The organism is Tenacibaculum sp. Mcav3-52 (assembly GCF_022347665.1).
GTDB classification, from domain to species: domain Bacteria; phylum Bacteroidota; class Bacteroidia; order Flavobacteriales; family Flavobacteriaceae; genus Polaribacter; species Polaribacter mesophilus.
Map to the genome: position 1 here is coordinate 149,091 of NZ_JAKRGE010000005.1, position 19,696 is coordinate 168,786.

General features: G+C 30.7%; 15 protein-coding genes. 13 read left to right on the forward strand and 2 right to left on the reverse strand.

The window, feature by feature from the left end; translation table 11 throughout:
* Positions 1-37: 37 nt before the first annotated feature.
* The 6 genes from MHM83_RS13600 (at position 38) to MHM83_RS13625 (ending at position 4,813) form a co-directional block, all read left to right on the forward strand.
* Entirely contained in the window at positions 38-505 is a 468-nt protein-coding gene (locus MHM83_RS13600; protein ID WP_047789264.1) for a DUF1573 domain-containing protein, read from the forward strand.
* On the forward strand, positions 505-825 hold the full coding sequence (gene yajC / locus MHM83_RS13605) for a preprotein translocase subunit YajC (protein WP_047789265.1): 321 nt from the start codon (positions 505-507) through the stop codon (positions 823-825). The genes MHM83_RS13600 and yajC overlap by 1 nt, the downstream gene beginning before the upstream one ends.
* Before the next feature lie 81 nt (positions 826-906).
* Positions 907-1,836, forward strand: coding sequence for a hypothetical protein (locus MHM83_RS13610; protein WP_047789266.1), 930 nt, complete (start codon positions 907-909; stop codon positions 1,834-1,836).
* Position 1,837: 1 nt separating this feature from the next.
* Positions 1,838-2,428, forward strand: coding sequence for a dephospho-CoA kinase (coaE, locus tag MHM83_RS13615; protein ID WP_239180327.1), 591 nt, complete (start codon positions 1,838-1,840; stop codon positions 2,426-2,428).
* 109 nt (positions 2,429-2,537) lie between these two features.
* On the forward strand, positions 2,538-4,103 hold the full coding sequence (locus tag MHM83_RS13620; RefSeq protein WP_047789268.1) for a sensor histidine kinase: 1,566 nt from the start codon (positions 2,538-2,540) through the stop codon (positions 4,101-4,103).
* 11 nt (positions 4,104-4,114) lie between these two features.
* Complete coding sequence (locus tag MHM83_RS13625) at positions 4,115-4,813, forward strand: response regulator transcription factor (RefSeq protein WP_047789269.1); 699 nt, start codon at positions 4,115-4,117, stop codon at positions 4,811-4,813.
* A gap of 67 nt (positions 4,814-4,880) precedes the next feature.
* Here the strand turns inward: MHM83_RS13625 and MHM83_RS13630 are convergent, their stop codons facing one another.
* A complete protein-coding gene (locus MHM83_RS13630; RefSeq protein WP_239180329.1) occupies positions 4,881-5,414 on the reverse strand; it encodes a hypothetical protein in 534 nt (177 codons plus the stop codon).
* A gap of 192 nt (positions 5,415-5,606) precedes the next feature.
* Between MHM83_RS13630 and MHM83_RS13635 the strand changes: the two genes are divergently transcribed.
* The 6 genes from MHM83_RS13635 to MHM83_RS13660 all read left to right on the forward strand — a co-directional run bounded on the left by MHM83_RS13635 (position 5,607) and on the right by MHM83_RS13660 (position 15,595).
* Complete coding sequence (locus MHM83_RS13635; protein ID WP_239180331.1) at positions 5,607-6,503, forward strand: ABC transporter ATP-binding protein; 897 nt, start codon at positions 5,607-5,609, stop codon at positions 6,501-6,503.
* A 9-nt stretch (positions 6,504-6,512) separates the two neighbouring features.
* Positions 6,513-7,361, forward strand: coding sequence for an ABC transporter permease (locus tag MHM83_RS13640; protein WP_239180333.1), 849 nt, complete (start codon positions 6,513-6,515; stop codon positions 7,359-7,361).
* Positions 7,362-7,411: 50 nt separating this feature from the next.
* On the forward strand, positions 7,412-10,261 hold the full coding sequence (locus MHM83_RS13645; protein ID WP_239180335.1) for a T9SS type B sorting domain-containing protein: 2,850 nt from the start codon (positions 7,412-7,414) through the stop codon (positions 10,259-10,261).
* An 11-nt stretch (positions 10,262-10,272) separates the two neighbouring features.
* Positions 10,273-12,885 carry a T9SS type B sorting domain-containing protein gene (locus MHM83_RS13650; protein WP_239180337.1) on the forward strand — a complete coding sequence of 871 codons (2,613 nt, stop codon included), beginning with the start codon at positions 10,273-10,275 and terminating at the stop codon, positions 12,883-12,885.
* Positions 12,886-12,950: 65 nt separating this feature from the next.
* Complete coding sequence (uvrB, locus tag MHM83_RS13655; protein WP_239180339.1) at positions 12,951-14,939, forward strand: excinuclease ABC subunit UvrB; 1,989 nt, start codon at positions 12,951-12,953, stop codon at positions 14,937-14,939.
* Between the two features lie 32 nt (positions 14,940-14,971).
* Positions 14,972-15,595 carry a hypothetical protein gene (locus MHM83_RS13660; protein WP_239180341.1) on the forward strand — a complete coding sequence of 208 codons (624 nt, stop codon included), beginning with the start codon at positions 14,972-14,974 and terminating at the stop codon, positions 15,593-15,595.
* 101 nt (positions 15,596-15,696) lie between these two features.
* On the opposite strand, the gene sucC is transcribed toward MHM83_RS13660, so the two are convergent.
* A complete protein-coding gene (gene sucC / locus MHM83_RS13665) occupies positions 15,697-16,893 on the reverse strand; it encodes an ADP-forming succinate--CoA ligase subunit beta (protein ID WP_239180343.1) in 1,197 nt (398 codons plus the stop codon).
* Positions 16,894-17,136: 243 nt separating this feature from the next.
* Here sucC and MHM83_RS13670 point away from each other — a divergent pair, with 243 nt between their 5' ends.
* Positions 17,137-19,671, forward strand: coding sequence for a DUF5916 domain-containing protein (locus tag MHM83_RS13670; RefSeq protein WP_239180345.1), 2,535 nt, complete (start codon positions 17,137-17,139; stop codon positions 19,669-19,671).
* The last annotated feature ends 25 nt before the right edge of the window (positions 19,672-19,696 follow it).

The window sequence follows — 19,696 nt, forward strand, 5'->3', positions numbered from 1 at the left end:
AATTAGTATTTTTACATCAAACTAAAAATATTTTAAAATGAAGAAAATAGCAGTAATGGTAGCATTTGTTGTTTCTGCAGGAATGTTAGTTTCGTGCGGACAGGGGAATGCTTCATCAAAAGTTAAAAAAGAAAATCTTGAAAAAGCAGAAAAAAGAGATAGCTCTATAGGTTTAGGAGCTCCTGTGATTTCTTTCGATAAAGAAGAATTTGACTTTGGTACTGTTAACGAAGGTGAAGTTGTTAAAACCACTTTCGTAGTAACAAATACTGGTAAGAGTGATTTAATTATTACAAATGCGCAGGCATCTTGTGGTTGTACTGTTCCTGAATGGCCAAAAGAAGCTATTGCTCCTGGTAAAACAGGAAATATTAAAGTTAGCTTCAATACCAATGGTAGAGTTAACAAACAATCTAAATCTATTACTTTAACTACCAACACAGAAAAAGGAAGAGAAATTATTAAAATTTCTGGAATGGTAACCCCAAAAAACAATAACTCATAATGTTCGAAACTATCTTCTTACAAGCTAGCTCTCAAGAAAGCTTAATGAATATGCTTCCTTTTGTAGCAATGATTGCTGTTTTTTACTTTTTAATTATTCGTCCACAAATGAGACGTCAAAAAAAAGAAAAACTATTTCAAGCAGAAATTAAAAAAGGAGCTAAAATAGTTACCACCAGTGGAATTCATGGTAAAATTGTAGAAATTAATGATACCGATAACACCGTTACTATTGAAACAGGAGCTGGTAAAATAAAGTTTGAACGTTCAGCCATTTCTATGGAAATGAGTAAAAAACATACTTCAGAAGCTAAAAAATAAAAGAGATTTATTTTATAAAAAAAGTGGGCTTAAGAGCCCACTTTTTTCTTTTTTTAGTAGATTGCACTAATAAACAATTTCTTGAAAACAAAATTTAACATACCTAAAACATTTTTTGGCTTTTTAACCGTATCTATATTTTTCTGGTTGCTTATTAATTTATCAAAGGAGTATAATACAACTATAGTATATGATATTGAATACACACAACTTCCGCAACAAAAAACATTAATAGAAACACCAATAAAAAAAATTCCTTTAAAATTAAAAAGTAGTGGATACAATCTTTTAATTACTAGTATTAACCATACCCCCATTAAACTAGACCTAAAAAAAGCTTCAAAAAAAAGGGGTACAAATTACTATTTTTTATCGAAAAACCTTTTTAATGAAATTCAAGAACAACTAAAATCAAATATTGAATTAATTAAAATAGAAAAAGACACCATTCCTTTAAAAATTGGTTTTCTCAGCTCAAAAAAAGTTCCCTTAAAACCAAATTTAAACATTTCTTTTCAGCTAGGATATGACTTTTCTAAACCCATAACAATTGTACCTGACAGTGTTTTAATCTCTGGTGATGAAGCCTATGTTACTGAGACTAATTTTTTAAATTTAAAAAACATTACATTAGAAAACTTATCTAAAAATACTAGTATCAATTCTTCTATTATTTTACCCAAAGACTTAAAGCTTAAATTGAGTCATTCTACTGCACAAATTAACATTGCTGTTGATAAATTTACAGAAGGTGAAATTGAAGTTCCTATTTTTGTTAAAAATGCACCCAAAGGAATTAATATATTCCCCAAAAAGGTTAAGGTTATATACAAAGTGGGCTTGCAAAACTTTAATGACATTACCTCCGATTTATTTATAGTTGAATGTGATTATTTACAATCTAAAAAAAAAGAAATAAACTATCTTATTCCTAAAATAAAAGACATCCCTAAAACGGTAGATTTAGTGAGGATAGTTCCAGAAAAAGTTGATTTTTTAATATACAAATAGCATGGTAATAGGTTTAACAGGAGGAATTGGTAGTGGAAAATCTACTGTAATTAATATCTTTTCAGAATTTGAAAATATTGCTATTTATATTGCTGATGATGAAGCCAAAAAGTTAATGAACACATCAAAAAGAATAAAAGAACAATTAATCACTGAATTTGGGGAGGAAGTATATATAAACCACAAACTAAATAGGTCTTATTTAGCCTCAATAGTTTTTAATAACAAGAAAAAGTTAGCTATTCTTAATGCCATTGTACACCCTGCTGTTAACAAACATTTGCAACAGTTCTTAAAAAAAAATAGTGTTAAAGATTATATATTATACGAAAATGCAATTCTTTTCGAAAACGGAAGTGACTCTTTTTGTGATAAAATAATTACAGTAACCGCTCCAGAGCATATAAGAATTGAACGCGTTATCAAAAGAGATAGGACTACAATACAAGAGGTAAAAAATAGAATTAAAAACCAATGGAGTGAAACAAAAAAAATACTACAATCTAATTATTTAATTAACAATATTTCACTATTAAAAACAAAAGATGAAGTATTAAAAATCCATAATTATTTAACAAAAAGTAGAAAATAATTTACGTTTCAATAACCTTTTGTGTTAAAATTGTCTTAATTTTATAGTAAGTTTGTTAATCTAAGTTAAAAGATTATACGCCTAAAATTTATTAATTTATTTTTGAGTAATGGGCAAGAAAATTTTTATTCTCATTGTTGTTTTAATGAGTATTTCTCTAATAGGTATCATCTCCATTCAAGTATATTGGATAAATGATGCTATTAAAAATAAAAAGGAACAATTTAAAAATAATGTAAAAATTGCTTTAGCTCGTACCTCCGAAAATATTAAGGAAAGAGAGTATTTAGAATTTAAGCAAAATTATAAAGATTATTTTGAAAACAATAAACTCAGAACAGACGCAGAAATAACAACTTTTCTTTTTCAACAAGTTGATACTGTAAGTAAAAAAAAGTTTTCATTTGGTAGTACTATTTTAGAAGAAAGTATTAAAATGCCTAACGAGTTTGTTGATAATGATTCTATCATTATAAAACGTTACTCAGGAAAAGAAGATATTTATTTTTCACAAATAATAAAATCTGAAAACAAAGATTTTAAACCTTTTTTAGACGAAAATCGTTATTCTTCTTTCAGAACATATAACACATGGAATGATGAAGTTATGGAACATGCTTTTAGAAGAAGTAAAGCTGTGTTTCCTATTAATCAAAGAATAAGTAATAAGGAGCTAAGTAATACTTTAGAGGAAGAGTTTGCTAAAATGAATATTACACAAGATTTTAAATATGTTGTTTATGAAGATGGTTTAGCTACTCAATTAAAATCTGGGTATTTTAATATACAACCAGAGGATATTAATTACCCTTTACTAGAAGATGAAGACGGAAATAGCAATTATAAGCTATATGTTAAGTTTCCTAATGAAAAAAAGAACCTGTTATCAGGTATGATGAAAATATTGATACTATCTTTATTTTTTATAGGAATTATTATTGCTGCTTTTTCCACCTCATTGTATCAGTTAATTCGCCAAAAAAAGATTTCTGAAATAAAAACAGATTTCATTAACAATATGACACATGAGTTTAAAACACCTATTGCTACCATAAACTTGGCTTTAGATGCTATTAAAAACCCAAGAATTATATCAGATGAAGAAAAGGTGAAACGGTATGTTCAAATGATTCGTGATGAAAACAAACGAATGCACGGGCAGGTAGAAAATGTATTACGAATTTCAAGGTTAGAAAAAAATCAAATAGAAATTAGTAAGGATGCAGTAGACATGCACGATATAATTGAAGAAGCTGTTGAACATATACAACTATTAACTGATGATAAAAAAGGAAGTGTTACAACGCATCTCAAAGCTATTTCTTCTGAAGTACTTGGTAATCAGTTTCACCTAACAAATGTAGTTGTTAACATGTTGGAAAATGCTTTAAAATATTCTGAAAGTGCACCTAAAATAGATGTATTTTCTGAAAACACAAATAAATACTTTATCTTTAAGATTAAAGACGAAGGTATAGGAATGAGCAGAAATGCTCAAAAGTATGTGTTCGATAAATTTTACAGAGAACATAAAGGGAATATACACAATGTAAAAGGTCATGGATTAGGTTTAGCTTATGTAAAAGAAATCATAGACAGTCACCAAGGTACCGTTTACGTTGAAAGTGAAAAAGGGAAAGGAAGCACATTTACAGTTAAATTACCATTAATATAAAATATTAAGAAATGGGGAGTAAAAAAATATTATTAGTAGAAGACGATCCTAATTTTGGAACAGTTCTTAAAGATTATTTAGCATTAAATGATTACAATGTTACACATGCTAAAGACGGAATAGATGGTTTAATTATGTTTAAAAATGCAGAATATGACTTATGTATTTTAGATGTAATGATGCCACGTAAAGATGGTTTTTCTTTAGCTGAAGACATTCGTTCAACTAACAAAGAAATTCCTATTATCTTCTTAACTGCAAAAACATTAAAAGAAGATGTTTTAAAAGGGTATCAAGTTGGTGCAGACGATTACTTAAATAAACCTTTTGATTCTGAAGTTTTATTACATAAAATTAAAGCAATTTTACAACGTAAAGAAACAGAAAAGACAAACGACAGTGATGAATTTGAGTTTAAAATTGGGTCTTTTGATTTTAACTCTAAACTACGTCATTTAATATATAAAGGTGGAGAACCTCAAAAGTTATCACCTAAAGAAAGTAAACTTTTACGAATGTTAGCTGTGCATAAAAATGACTTAATGCCACGTGAATTGGCGTTGACAAAGATTTGGCGAGATGACAACTATTTTACTTCTCGTAGTATGGATGTATACATTGCTAAACTTCGTAAATACCTGAAGAATGATGAAAATGTAGAAATTTTAAATATACATGGTGAAGGGTTTAGGTTAATTGATAACAAATAATGTCATTTTAAATAAGAAAAGCTTAGGTAAACCCTAAGCTTTTTTTATTATCTATCCTATTTGTTTTCTAACTACGCTCTAATGATTTATCAACAGTACTGTACTTTCCGTTATAACTTCCTGTTACTACACTTCCATTAGCCTTTTTAACTTTGAATTCTAATGAAATATCAGTTTCATTAATTGAATTTATAGTTAAAGTAACTTCATCTCCTGTTTCATACTCCATTAACAATTGCTCATTATCATACTCTCCTAAAAACTCTCCATCCGTCATAAATTCATACCATAAACTGTCTGTTGTATAAGTTTTTGAAGTTAAGCCTTTATCACGAACAGTAATTGTAAATAAATCCACCTCAGTTAAAGCTGTACCAGAGTTTCGAGCAGCTTCTATATCTTCTTCAGTAACATTCAATAAGTGTAAGAATACAGAAGGCGTATCTCCTTTCATGAATTTCTCTACCAAAATTGATTCTATCGAATAATTTTCACCTTCAATTATAAATTGATTTGGTGTTTCTTGAACATCATCAGATGAACAGCTTACATAAAAAACAGTTGTTAAAATAATTGTTAATAAGTAGTTTATTTTTTTCATAATTGTATAATTTGACATGCAAAACTACCTTAGTTTTAAAGCATCTAGTTAAATTTACTTCTGAATATATCATGCATTTTTCTAAAAAGCTAAACTTTCCTTTTAAACTATTTTCTACTACTTTTTTTATACATTGTAACAATAATTTACATCAATCGTCAAATACATATAATCAACAAAAACCAAAATAGCTTGGAAACAATTTTATCTATTCGAAACCTCGATAAAAAATACGGAAAAGTTCATGCCGTAAACAATCTTTCCTTCGATATACAAAAAGGCACAGTGTACGGAATTTTAGGACCTAACGGAAGTGGTAAATCTACTACTTTAGGTATTATTTTAAATGTAGTAAACAAAACCTCAGGGAGTTTTAGCTGGTTCAATGGAAACTTATCTACACATGAAGCATTAAAAAAAGTAGGAGCTATCATTGAACGCCCTAATTTTTACCCTTACATGAGCGCCGTTCAAAACTTGCAGTTAATTTGTAAAATTAAAGGAGTTTCCTACGATAAAATTGAAGAAAAACTCAAGATTGTTAATCTTTTTGAACGTAGAAATAGTAAGTTTAAAACTTACTCTTTAGGAATGAAACAGCGCTTAGCTATCGCTTCTGCCCTATTAAATGATCCAGAAATTTTGATTTTGGACGAACCTACAAACGGACTTGACCCACAAGGAATTCACGAGATTCGTCAAATAATTAAAGAAATTGCTAAAAATGGTACTACAATTTTACTAGCCTCTCACTTACTCGATGAAGTAGAAAAAGTATGTTCTCATGTAGTCGTAATAAGAAATGGTATAAAATTATATAGCGGTAGAGTTGATGAGATGACTGCTTCCAATGGTTTTTTTGAACTTCAAGCAGATAATCAAGAAACACTTACTCAGCTTTTAGAAAATCATCCAGCAATAGGAAACATCAAAGAAGAAAATGGAATTTTAGTAGCTAGTCTAGCTTCAGAATTATCTGCTTCAGAAATTAATACATTTTTATTTGACAAAGGAATTTCTCTTTCTCACTTAGTGAAACGTAAACCTAGTTTAGAGCAACAATTCTTAGACCTTACCAACAACCAATAAACTTACACCATGTTACGACTTTTAAATATAGAAATTCATAAATTAAAATATAACAGAGCTAGTAAAGTTCTTTCAATTATCTATTTCGCATTATTAACCTCTATTGCTTTAATTGCAGCAATAAAGTTTGATATTGGCCCCATTAAATTTCATTTAGCTGAACAAGGAATTTTTAATTTTCCGTATATCTGGCACTTTAACACATATATGGCTGCCATATTTAAATTCTTTTTACTACTAGTTATTGTTTCCATGATGGCGAACGAGTACAGTTATAAAACGTTAAAACAAAACTTAATAGACGGTTTAAGTAAAAAGGAATTTATTCTATCAAAATTTTATACCGTTATAGCTTTTGCTTTTATTTCAACCATCTTTGTTTTTATTGTCTCTTTAATTCTTGGAGCTGTATATTCTGATTTTAATGAAATAGCCATTATATTTTCAGACTTAGATTATTTATTCGCTTTCTTCGTAAAATTATTAGGCTTTTTCTCCTTTGGGTTGTTTTTAGGTGTCTTGATTAAACGCTCTGCATTTGCTGTTGCTGCCATGATTGTTTGGTTAATTGTTGAAAGTTTAATTAAAGGATATTTATACTGGACTTTTAGAAACGTAAAAACGGGGGTTGAGGAAGCTGTAAACTCAATCATGCAATTTTTCCCGCTAGAGTCTATGGCTAATTTAATTAAAGAACCATTTACAAGATTAGGTGCAGTAAAATCAGTAGCTAATCAAATAGGAGAAAATTTCACTAAAGACTATTCTGTTAGCCTTTTCAATATAGCTATTGTATTAATTTGGACTGCTATTTTTATTTACTCATCATATGCTTTGTTAAAAAAACGAGATTTATAGAGGGTTTTATGTAGTTTAGTTGTTTTATTTATATAATTAAATTCATTTTAATGAAAAAACAACTACTTCTAGCGTTTTTTATTATTGTCTCTATATCACTTTATAGCCAAAAAGAAGCAAATGTTTGGTATTTTGGAAATAATGCAGGGCTCGATTTTAACTCTGGAAGTCCGGTAGCTTTAAATGATGGATTATTGAAAACTGATGAAGGTTGTTCATCTATTTCTGACGAAAATGGGAATCTATTATTTTATTCAGATGGTATTAATGCTTGGACGAAAAACCATGAACTAATGCGTTACTCAAACGGTAATTTAGCTAATGACCTGCAAGGTAACCCTTCAAGTTCACAGTCTGGTTTAATTATTCCAAACCCTGAAGATAAAAATCTTTATTATATTTTTACTGTAGGAACAGATTTTATTGGTAACCTTCCTTACCCAAATAATCCAGGATTTAAATTTTATACTATTGATATTTCTAAAGGTAATGGAGGTGAAGTTATTTCTGGACCAATAAACCTTTCCAATGGGCGGGATAGAGAATGGTCTGAAAAAGTTACAGCTGTTCAAGGAAAAGACTGTAGAGAAATATGGATTTTATCTATCGTACAAGATACTTTTTACGCCTATAAAATTGATAAAAACGGAGTGGACTCTACAAACCCTATTACCTCATCTTCATCTTACTATTTAAGAGATAAAAGAGGATATTTAAAAACATCTCCAGATGGAAGTAAAGTAGCTCTTGCTGACTTTACAAATGATGGAAGTGGAAAATTAGTTTTATACGATTTTGATAACGCAACAGGTAAAGTAGCTTCTAACGGGCTAATTCTTACAAGTGGTCCAACTGATGGTTCTCCTTATGGTGTTGAGTTTTCTCAAGAATCTACAAAACTATACTCTTCTTTATATCATGAAAACAGTAACTCTTTCAGAGTTTTTCAATATAATTTATTAGATGCTAACATCGCACAAACTAAAACTCAAGTCCATCAAGAGCAAGGTTATAGAGGTGCTTTACAATTAGCTCCAAACGGAAAGATATATGCTTCCATTCCAGATAGATCCTATTTGGGAGTTATAGAGAATCCAGAAGATAATGCTACTGATATTCAATATACTTCAAACGCTATAAACTTGGGTGGCGCCATGTCTTCACAAGGATTACCTCCTTTTATTCAGTCGTTTTTTGCACCTGTAAAATTAATCAATCTAGCTAATAATGAGGTTTTAAACAATAGCAACCAAGTTTTTTGTATTGGAGAAAGTTATCAAATTCAACCAGAAAAAAATAACCCTAACGATACCTATACATGGTTTAAAGATGGAAAAGAAATAGCCAAGACAAGAATATTAACTGTTGATAACACTAATTTTGGAAGTGGTTTATATGAAATAAAAATAGAATCTAATTCTTACTGTAAAAAAACATTCACTGGTAAAGTCCAAATAACATTTGAACCAAAACCTACAATTAATTCGATTCAACCTTATATACAATGTGACTTTGATAATAATCGTTACGATGGGTTTACTACCTTTAATCTTAAGCTTTTGGAAACATTATTGGTTGATGACTCTTCTAATCTTTCAATAGGTTTTTTTGAAACGTCAGACACTAGTTTTTCATCACCAATTAACAAAAATAATTACACTAATTTAACAGCAATAAATCACTCTATAACAGTAAAAGTTACAAATAACACTACTCAATGTTATCAAACGGATATTATTAATTTACAAGTAAACCCAACGGGATTAACTTATTATAGCGATGAACACATCCATGAATTAGATCAAAATGCATCCAATCCTGATGCCAAATTTAGCATTGGTACTAATAACGGTTTTCTTGACTTCTCTTTGAAGACGCAACAAATAATTAATAATTCAGGAGGGTCCCTATCAGAAAATACTCACGATTTTCAATACTACAGAACAGCAGAAGATGCTTCCTTACAAATAAATCAAATTATCCCCCCATACGAAGATGACTTATTTACCAACAATTCTGATGTATATATTAGAATTTCAAATAAAGGAGCTACATCTTGTGAAGCAGTTGGTAATTTTAAATTTTTTGTAGAAAAAATCCCTATCCCTAAAGGTAATTTAAATAACATTATCCTATGTGTTGATAACCCAAGGCTAAGCCCTCAACCACATACAGTTGAATTAAATGCCGATACAGGTAATGCTACAGACACATACAAATGGTATCTAGATGGTAAATTACTCTCTGGAGAAACATCAGCTATATACAATGCTAATTCTTCAGGAGAATATAAAGTTGAAGCCTATAGAACTCACCCAAACATCACTTCCCCTTTTATGGGATATAATACATTCTTTGTAAAAGAATCCAATCAAGCCTTAGTCATAAATATTAAATCAATTGACGATCAAGATAATCCAGATAATAATAAAATTGAAATTACTGTGGACGGAATTGGTGATTATGAGTTTGCTTTAAATAGTACAAACCTTAGTGACTTTGTTAAAGGAGATGAAAATCTATCATACACATTTACCAATATTCCTCCTGGACTAAATTCTATTTCAATTAGAGATCGTAACGGATGTGGAATTACTACATCTAATCAGATTTCAACTATCTATTTTCAACGTCATTTCACCCCAAATAATGACGGACATTTTGATACATGGAAAGTTTTAGGTGTCGATAATGATTACTATGATGTTGTTAAAGTTCAAATTTTTAATCGCTTTGGAAAATTAATTAATGAAATTACTGATAAAAATAGTCAGGGTTGGGATGGTATATACAACGGTACTATTCTTCCTTCAAACGACTATTGGTACAATGCTGAGTTAATTGATAAAAGTGGAAGAACCCGAAAAAAGACAGGGCATTTCTCTTTACTGAGGAAATAATTTACACATTTATGAAAAAGACATTTTTTTTTAGTTTATTTTTTATTTGCTTACACGTATTTGCTCAAAATGATTGCTCAGATGCAATCGTAGTTTGCGGTAACAGTGGTTTTCAAAACTTAAATGCTACCGGTGTAGGTATTCAAGAGCTTTCAGGTTCAAATACATGCTCTAGCCAAGAAAATAATAGTTTATGGATTAAAATTAAAATTGATAAAGGAGGAACATTAGGTTTTACACTTACTCCTACCAACTCAAATGGTAGTCATAATACAGATATTAATATCGATTTTGATTTTTTTATCTTTGGACCAAATGTAAGTTGTGGAAACATCGGTCAAGCCATACGCTGTTCTACTACAAACCCAGCAGCAAGTAACCAAGGAAATAACCTAACAGGTATTAGAGCATCTGAAACAGATGTCTCTGAAGGCCCAGGCCCTCAAGGCAATAGCTTTGTTCGTTCATTAAATGTAAACGATAATGATTCTTATTTTTTGGTCATTGATAGGCCTATAGGTAATAGTAGTTTCAAAATTGATTGGACTGGTAGTGCTACTTTTAACAAGCCTCCAACAATCAATCCTCCGACAGTTGGTCAATCGTACGACTTGGAAGAATGTGACAGCGATGGTACTTTCGATAATAGCACTAATTTTGACCTTACTACCAACGACAATCTAATATTAAACGGTCAAACAGATGTTAAAATTAGCTATCATTTGAGTAATAATGATGCTCAAACTAACACAAACCCTATTCCAAATCCAAATACCTTTAAAAACACAAGCAATCCTCAAAAAATATTTATACGGTTAACAAACATAAAATCAGAATGTTTCTCTGTAACCGATTATAATATTATTGTAAACAACAATATTAATGTTACTCCTCCATCAGATTATATTGTATGTGATGATACTGATAGTGGAAGCAATACCGATGGTTTATATAGTTCTTTTTTACTCTCTTCAAAAGATAATGAAATTTTAGGTATGTTAGACCCAAATACACATACCATAAACTACTATCATAGTCTTTCAGATGCACAAAACAACTTAAACCCTATTAACAAAAACTCTCTTTATACTAATTTTTCAAAAAATACTCAAACTGTTTTTGTTAGAGTTGAGAATAATGTTGGATGCTTAAATACTTCAACTAGTTTTAATCTAATTATAAATCCTGTTCCCTCATTTATTATGTTACCTCCTTATCAGCAATGTGATTTTGACAACAATCCTGCTGATGGTTTTACTACATTTAACTTACAGAGTAAAGAAGCAGAGTTATCAAATAACGATACAAATGTGACTGTTCTCTTTTTTAACGATCAAACTGATTTTGACAATAACAGACCAATAACATCACCACAAAATTACACTAACACTTCATCTTTCAACCAAACACTACTTGTAAAAATTATAAATAATACAACACAGTGCTTCAATACAGGAAGCTTAGATTTAGTTGTTAACTCATCTGGTCTAGATACTTTTGACGACATGTATTCTTGTGAACTAGACATTAATGCTTCTAACCCTAATGCTACTCAAAGTATAGGTAGTCAAAACACATTCTTTAATTTTGATATAAAAAAGAATGATATTATTACAAAATCAAATGGCGCGTTAACAAGTAACACCCATTCTATTGAGTTTTATAGAACAGCAAACGATGCCTCATTACAAACAAACAAAATTCTACCTCCATATGATGATGATTTATTTACTAATAACACAGAAGTATTTGTAAGAATTATATCAAAAAATAACAACGCTTGCGAAAGTGTCGGTAAGTTTACCCTACATGTTATAGATTTGCCTGTTCCTCAAGGAAACCCTGATAATATTATTCTTTGCGTTGATAACCCAAGGTTAAATCCTCAACCACATACGACCCTTTTGAATGCTGATTCAGGAAATACTGCTGACACTTACAAGTGGTATTTAAATGGAAAATTACTCTCTGGAGAAACATCAGCTATATACAATGCTAATTCTTCAGGAGAATATAAAGTTGAAGCTTATAGAAGTCATCCTAACATTTCGGAAAATTGTATGGGATATAATACATTCTTTGTAAAAGAATCCAATCAAGCCTTAGTCATAAATATTAAATCAATTGACGATCAAGATAATCCAGATAATAATAAAATTGAAATTACTGTGGACGGAATTGGTGATTATGAGTTTGCTTTAAATAGTACAAACCTTAGTGACTTTGTTAAAGGAGATGAAAATCTATCATACACATTTACCAATATTCCTCCTGGACTAAATTCTATTTCAATTAGAGATCGTAACGGATGTGGAATTACTACATCTAATCAGATTTCAACTATCTATTTTCAACGTCATTTCACCCCAAATAATGACGGACATTTTGATACATGGAAAGTTTTAGGTGTCGATAATGATTACTATGATGTTGTTAAAGTTCAAATTTTTAATCGCTTTGGAAAATTAATTAATGAAATTACTGATAAAAATAGTCAGGGTTGGGATGGTATATACAACGGTACTATTCTTCCTTCAAATGATTATTGGTACAATGCTGAATTGATAGACTCTAATGGGAAAGTTAGAAAAAAGACAGGACATTTTTCATTAATTAGAAAGTAAGTTTATAATCAAACAGATAATAAATACGGATAGTTTAATTGAAAAGCTATCCGTATTTTTGTTGAATGAACTTCGAATTAAACTCAGAATTTAAACCTACAGGTGATCAACCCCAAGCGATTAAACAATTAGCTAATGGGATTTTAGTTAATGAAAAGTACCAAACACTTTTAGGTGTTACTGGTTCAGGAAAAACATTTTCTGTTGCCAACGTAGTGGCAGAAGTAAATCGACCAACACTTGTTTTAGCCCATAACAAAACCTTAGCTGCTCAATTATACTCTGAGTTCAAGCAGTTCTTTCCTAACAATGCTGTGGAGTATTTTGTTTCATACTATGATTACTATCAACCCGAAGCTTATATTCCTGTTACGGGAACGTACATTGAGAAAGATCTGTCTATCAATGATGAAATAGAACGCTTGCGAATTAGTACTTCCTCTTCCCTTCTTTCAGGACGTCGAGATGTATTGGTGGTAGCCTCGGTATCTTGTTTGTATGGTATTGGGAATCCTACTGAATTTAAAAAGAATGTGATTACGATTGAAGTTGATCAACAAATTTCTCGCACCAAATTTTTACATCGCTTAGTAACCAGTTTATATGCCCGTACAGAAATTGAAATAAAAAGTGGAACTTTCAAAGTGAAAGGTGATGTGGTTACCATTTATCCGTCGTATGGAGATAATGGGTATAAAATTCATTTTTTTGGTGATGAAATCGAAGAAATTGAGACCTTTGACATAAAAACTAATGAAATTATTACACGTTTAGAAAAACTCAATATTTATCCTGCCAATTTATTTGTAACTTCTCCAGATATACTACAAAATGCCATTCATCAAATTCAGGAAGATATGGTAAAACAAGTAGATTACTTTAAAGAAATCGGTAAACATCTAGAAGCAAAACGTTTACAAGAGCGCACCGAATTTGACTTAGAAATGATTCGTGAGCTGGGATATTGTTCAGGAATTGAAAATTATTCTCGTTATTTAGACGGTCGAGAAGCAGGTACACGACCTTTCTGTTTGTTAGATTATTTTCCTGATGATTATTTGATGGTGATTGATGAAAGTCACGTAACTGTACCACAAGTTCACGCTATGTACGGTGGAGATAGAAGTCGTAAAGAAAACTTGGTAGAATACGGATTCCGTTTACCTGCCGCCATGGATAACCGTCCATTAAAGTTTGAAGAATTTGAAGACTTGCAAAATCAAGTGATTTATGTTTCGGCAACTCCAGCTGATTACGAATTACAAAAAACCGAAGGTCTATTTGTAGAGCAAGTTATTCGACCTACAGGACTGTTAGATCCTGAAATTGAAGTTCGACCGAGTTTAAATCAAATTGATGATTTAATTGAAGAAATTCAAATTCGTATAGAAAAAGACGAACGTACTTTGGTTACCACACTTACCAAACGTATGGCAGAAGAATTAGCCAAGTACTTAACTCGTATTCAAGTACGTTGTCGTTATATTCATTCTGATGTTGACACCTTAGAACGTGTAGAAATTATGCAAGACTTACGTAAAGGCTTGTTTGATGTACTCATTGGAGTAAACTTACTTCGTGAAGGATTAGATCTTCCAGAAGTCTCTTTAGTAGCTATTTTAGATGCTGACAAAGAAGGTTTTTTACGTTCACACCGTTCGTTAACACAAACCGTAGGTCGTGCTGCACGTAACGTAAATGGAAAAGCAATTATGTATGCAGATAAAATTACCAATAGCATGCAACTCACCATTGACGAGACCACTCGTAGACGCGAAAAACAAATTAATTACAACACAGCACATGGAATTACACCAAAGCAAATCAACAAAAGGATAGACAATACTTTATCTAAAAACGCGATTACTTCGTATCATTACGATAATGCCACACAAAAAGCTGCAGAGCAAGATTTAGAATACCTATCAAAACAAGAAATAGAAAAACGTATACGCGACAAACGCAAACAAATGGAAGAAGCTGCCAAAGCTTTAGACTTTTTAGTTGCAGCGCAATTACGTGATGAAATTGAAGTTTTGAAAGAAAAATTGTGATTCTATAAAAATCATGTATTTTTATAGAAAAAATGCAAAAATTTTTAACTTCACTTTTTACTATAATTACTTTAGGTGCTTATGCTCAATTGAAAGATACTATTTTTCTTAATGAAAATTCTATAAAACTCACTAAAGAAGCGTATTTTTCAAACGAAAAAAATGAGCATTTTTTTCATTTCAAAACACAAAAAGATTCAACTACAACAATCCTAATAAAAGTTGCTCAAAGAAAATATGGGAGAATTGATATCAATACCCATAATAAAATAAAAAAATATCTTTTCTTTTTATCTAACAAAGAAATTGACTCATCAAAAACTATTATTATTAATTATTTCCCAAAGCAAGACAACTGCTGTATTCCTAACAATCCTTGGAGCATTGCTAGTATTAAAAGTTTTAAGCGTTTCGTTCAAAAATTAAAGAATAAAGAACATATATATCAGTTTTTTATTTTTAAAGATACACGTACAGTTAATAACTTTAGTGGTTACTTTTCTTGGTACGCAGATAAAGAGTCAATTATAGAAAAAGCGTTCTTTAAATTCCAATATCCTTGTTACAGTTATATCATTATTAAACCTAATGGGAACTATTTTACATTTAGAGGAGAATATTATGCACCAGAAATAATAGGTTTCCTAAGTAGGTAAACTTTTGAAGCTTTAAATCTCTTTGTTTAAAACAAAAAACCTCACTGTAACAGTGAGGTTTTTAAATATATTACTAAGAATTAATTAAAAAAAGCTTTAAGTTAAGCACCTAAAACTTCCCCTACTTTGTCAGCAGCCTCTTGGAACTCAGTAGCTGAGATTATCTCCATTCCGCTATTGTCTATTAATTCTTTTGCTTCTTTAGCATTTGTTCCTTGTAAACGACAAATAATAGGCACATTAATTTTGTCTCCCATATTTTTATAAGCATCTACTACACCTTGAGCAACACGATCACAACGAACGATTCCTCCAAAAATATTTACTAAGATAGCTTTTACATTAGGGTCTTTTAAAATGATTCCGAAAGCAGTTTCAACACGTTGTGCATCTGCAGTACCACCAACATCTAAGAAGTTAGCTGGATCACCACCTGCTTGCTTAATTAAATCCATAGTTCCCATTGCTAAACCAGCTCCGTTTACCATACATCCAACATTACCATCTAAATCTACATAGTTTAATCCTGCAGCTTTAGCTTCTACCTCAATTGGATTTTCTTCACGTAAATCACGCATTGCTGCATAATCTTTATGACGATATAATGCATTCTCATCTAACGATACTTTAGCATCTACTGCCATAATTTTATCATCAGATGTTTTTAATACTGGGTTAATTTCAAACATCGAAGAATCAGACTTGATGTATGCAGTATATAAAGCAGTAACAAATTTTACCATTTCTTTTAAAGCCCCACCGCTTAAACCTAAATTAAAAGCAATTTTACGAGCTTGAAAAGGTAATAATCCTGTTCCTGGATCAATTTCTTCAGTAAAAATTAAGTGCGGAGTTTCTTCTGCCACAGTTTCAATATCCATACCTCCTTCAGTAGAGTACATAATCATGTTTCTACCCGTAGCACGGTTTAATAAAACTGACATATAAAATTCATCTGGCTCACTATCACCAGGATAATATACATCCTCAGCAATTAACACTTGGTTAACTAACTTTCCTTCTGCTGAAGTTTGAGGAGTTACTAACATCATTCCTAAAATATCATCAGAAATGCTCTTTACTTCGTCTAAGTTTTTAGCTAACTTAACACCTCCACCTTTTCCACGACCACCTGCGTGTACTTGAGCTTTGATTACGTGCCAACCAGTACCTGTTTCTTCTGTTAATTTTTTTGCTGCTTCAACAGCTTCTTCTGGAGTATTTGCAACAATTCCGCGTTGAATACGAACGCCAAAACTGCTTAATATTTCTTTACCTTGATATTCGTGTAAGTTCATTAGATATGAATTTTTAAAAGTCGAACAAAAATACAAATTCAATTTATAATACCTTATAATTTGTACTTTAATTTATAATTAAATCAAGTTTTATTTAATTTTCATTCTACTATTTTTTTAACATTTAAACTTTTAACATTCTTTTTTTTAACACGTTTTTACTGTAATTAACATGATTTTATGATTTATTAATCCAAATCATAATAATTTAGCGCAACAACTAACACTATACATCAATAAATTATGCTTAAGATTTTAGCATTTATTATAACTTGTTTCTTCTTTATTGAAGTTACAACCGCCCAAACCATTAATAAAAACAGAAAAAAACTAAATGTAGTACGTGTAGATACCCCTCCAAAAATTGACGGAAAATTAAATGACATTGCCTGGAAAAATACTCCAGCCGCAAAAGATTTTGTAATGTTGCGTCCTGATAACGGAAAAGCAGAACCTGACACCCATAAAACAGTAGTAAAATTAGTATACGATGATAATGCTATTTATATCTGTGCTAAAATGTACGATCCTGAACCATCTAAAATACCTGCAGAGTTTACTAACAGAGACAATATTGGTAACAGCGATTTCTTTTTAATAACTATTAACCCTAACGATGACGGACAAAATCCTTTTGAGTTTATAGTAACCAGTTCAGGAGCCCAAGCAGACTCAAAAGTCTCTAACGGAAATGAAGATTTTAACTGGAGTGCTGTATGGGATAGCGATTTTAGTATTAATCAAGATTCTTGGGTTGTAGAAATGAAAATCCCTTATAGAGCTTTGCGTTTTGCTAATACTCCTGTTCAATCATGGGGAATCAATTACCACAGAAAAGTGCTCAATTTAAATGCTCAATTTACATGGAACCATATTGATAATCAACAAGGGAATTGGACTCAATATGATGGTTTATATGAAAACTTCACCAATATAAAACCTCCTACCCGATTAAACTTTTATCCGTATGCCTCAGCAACTACGACCACTAAAGATGGAAATACAGACTTTGATTGGAGTGTAGGAATGGATGTAAAGTATGGTATTACCGAAAACTTTACCTTAGACGCTACTTTAATTCCTGATTTCAGCCAAGTAGGTTTTGACAATGTTACCTTAAACCTCGGTCCTTTTGAGCAGCAATTTACAGAACAACGTCAGTTTTTTACTGAAGGAACAGAACTATTTAGTAAAGGTAATTTGTTTTACTCAAGAAGAATTGGAGGACGACCAATAGATCAATTTTCTAACGAACGAAAAGACGATGATGAGTTTATTAATGGAAAAAAAATAAATGATGAAGTTATAGATGTTCCTGATAAAGTTCAAATGCTAAACGCCATAAAAATATCTGGAAGAACCAAAGGTGGTTTAGGAATAGGATTCTTTAATGCCATTACTGAAAAAACAGAAGCTACTGTTGAAAGAACTAAGCAAACAATTAATGGATTAGATACTATTAGCAATGTAAGTACTTATAAAACTACAGTTAATCCGTTTTCTAATTACAATATTATGGTGTTAGACCAACAGTTTAATCAAAACTCATCTATTACCTTAATTAATACCAATGTAACTCGTGATGGACGATTTAGAGATGCTAATGTTACTGGACTTCTATGGCATGTTGAGGATAAAAAAAGTAGGTATAATATAGACGGAAGTTTTAAAATGAGTAGTATCTCTGACGATGAAGACAACCCTAATACGGGGTACACTTTCGATACCAGTATAGGTAAACATTCAGGGAATTGGCGTGGAGAAATTGGATATAATTTTGAAAATAAAGACTACAACCCTAACGATATGGGGATTCTTTTTAGCAACAACGAACAAGCTATTTATGGTTTTGTTGGCTATCGATTATTAAAACCTAAAGGAATATTCAATAATTATAGAATTAATGTTTTTTATGATATTAACTTCTTACACAATCCAGGAACGTATGTAGGTACAAATGTTAGTTTATCTTTTGGCGCTGATACAAAAAAGCGATTCAGTTTTGGAGGAAACTTGAATTATAGCACAGAACGAAAAGATTTTTTTGAACCTAGACAAGGAACTACTAGTGGAGTTTTTTTTAACAGACCTGAAAGGCTAAATGTAAATCATTGGGGGTCTACTGATTATAGAAAAAAGTTTGCAATAGACTACGATTGGTATTATACTTTTTACAAAAACAACCCTAAAGAAGATTATGGGTTTAGAATTTCTCCTAGATATCGTTTCACTAATAAGTTTTCTTTGATTTATGGTTTTAGATATGGCAAAACCAATAACGGTCAAGGGTATGTTACAAAGATTGATAAAGATGATGTAGAAGAAAAACCTTTATTAGCTTCTTTAAAAGATCACATTATTTTCGGGCAACGAGATTGGGATACTTATGACAATTCATTAACTGGAAAATACACATTTAGTACAAAATCAGCAGCGTCGTTATCGTTTAGGCATAATTGGAGTAAAGTTCCATATTTAGGTCTATTTTATAGTTTGAATGAAGATAATGGAGAACTTGTTTCAAATAATTATCAAGGAGAACACGATAAAAACTTTAATAGCTGGAACTTAGACTTAAACTATCAATGGCAATTTGCTCCTGGTAGTCAATTGATTTTTTTCTACAGAAACTCAATAAGGCCTGATCATGATTTTGCTCCGGCTAATATTGATTTTAAAGATAACATCTCAAAACTTTTTGACCAAAGTATGCAGCATAGATTCTCTGTTCGATTGGTTTATTTTATCGATTACAACAACATCAAAAATATAATTTAAATACTCGTTCATTTATTATTTGAAA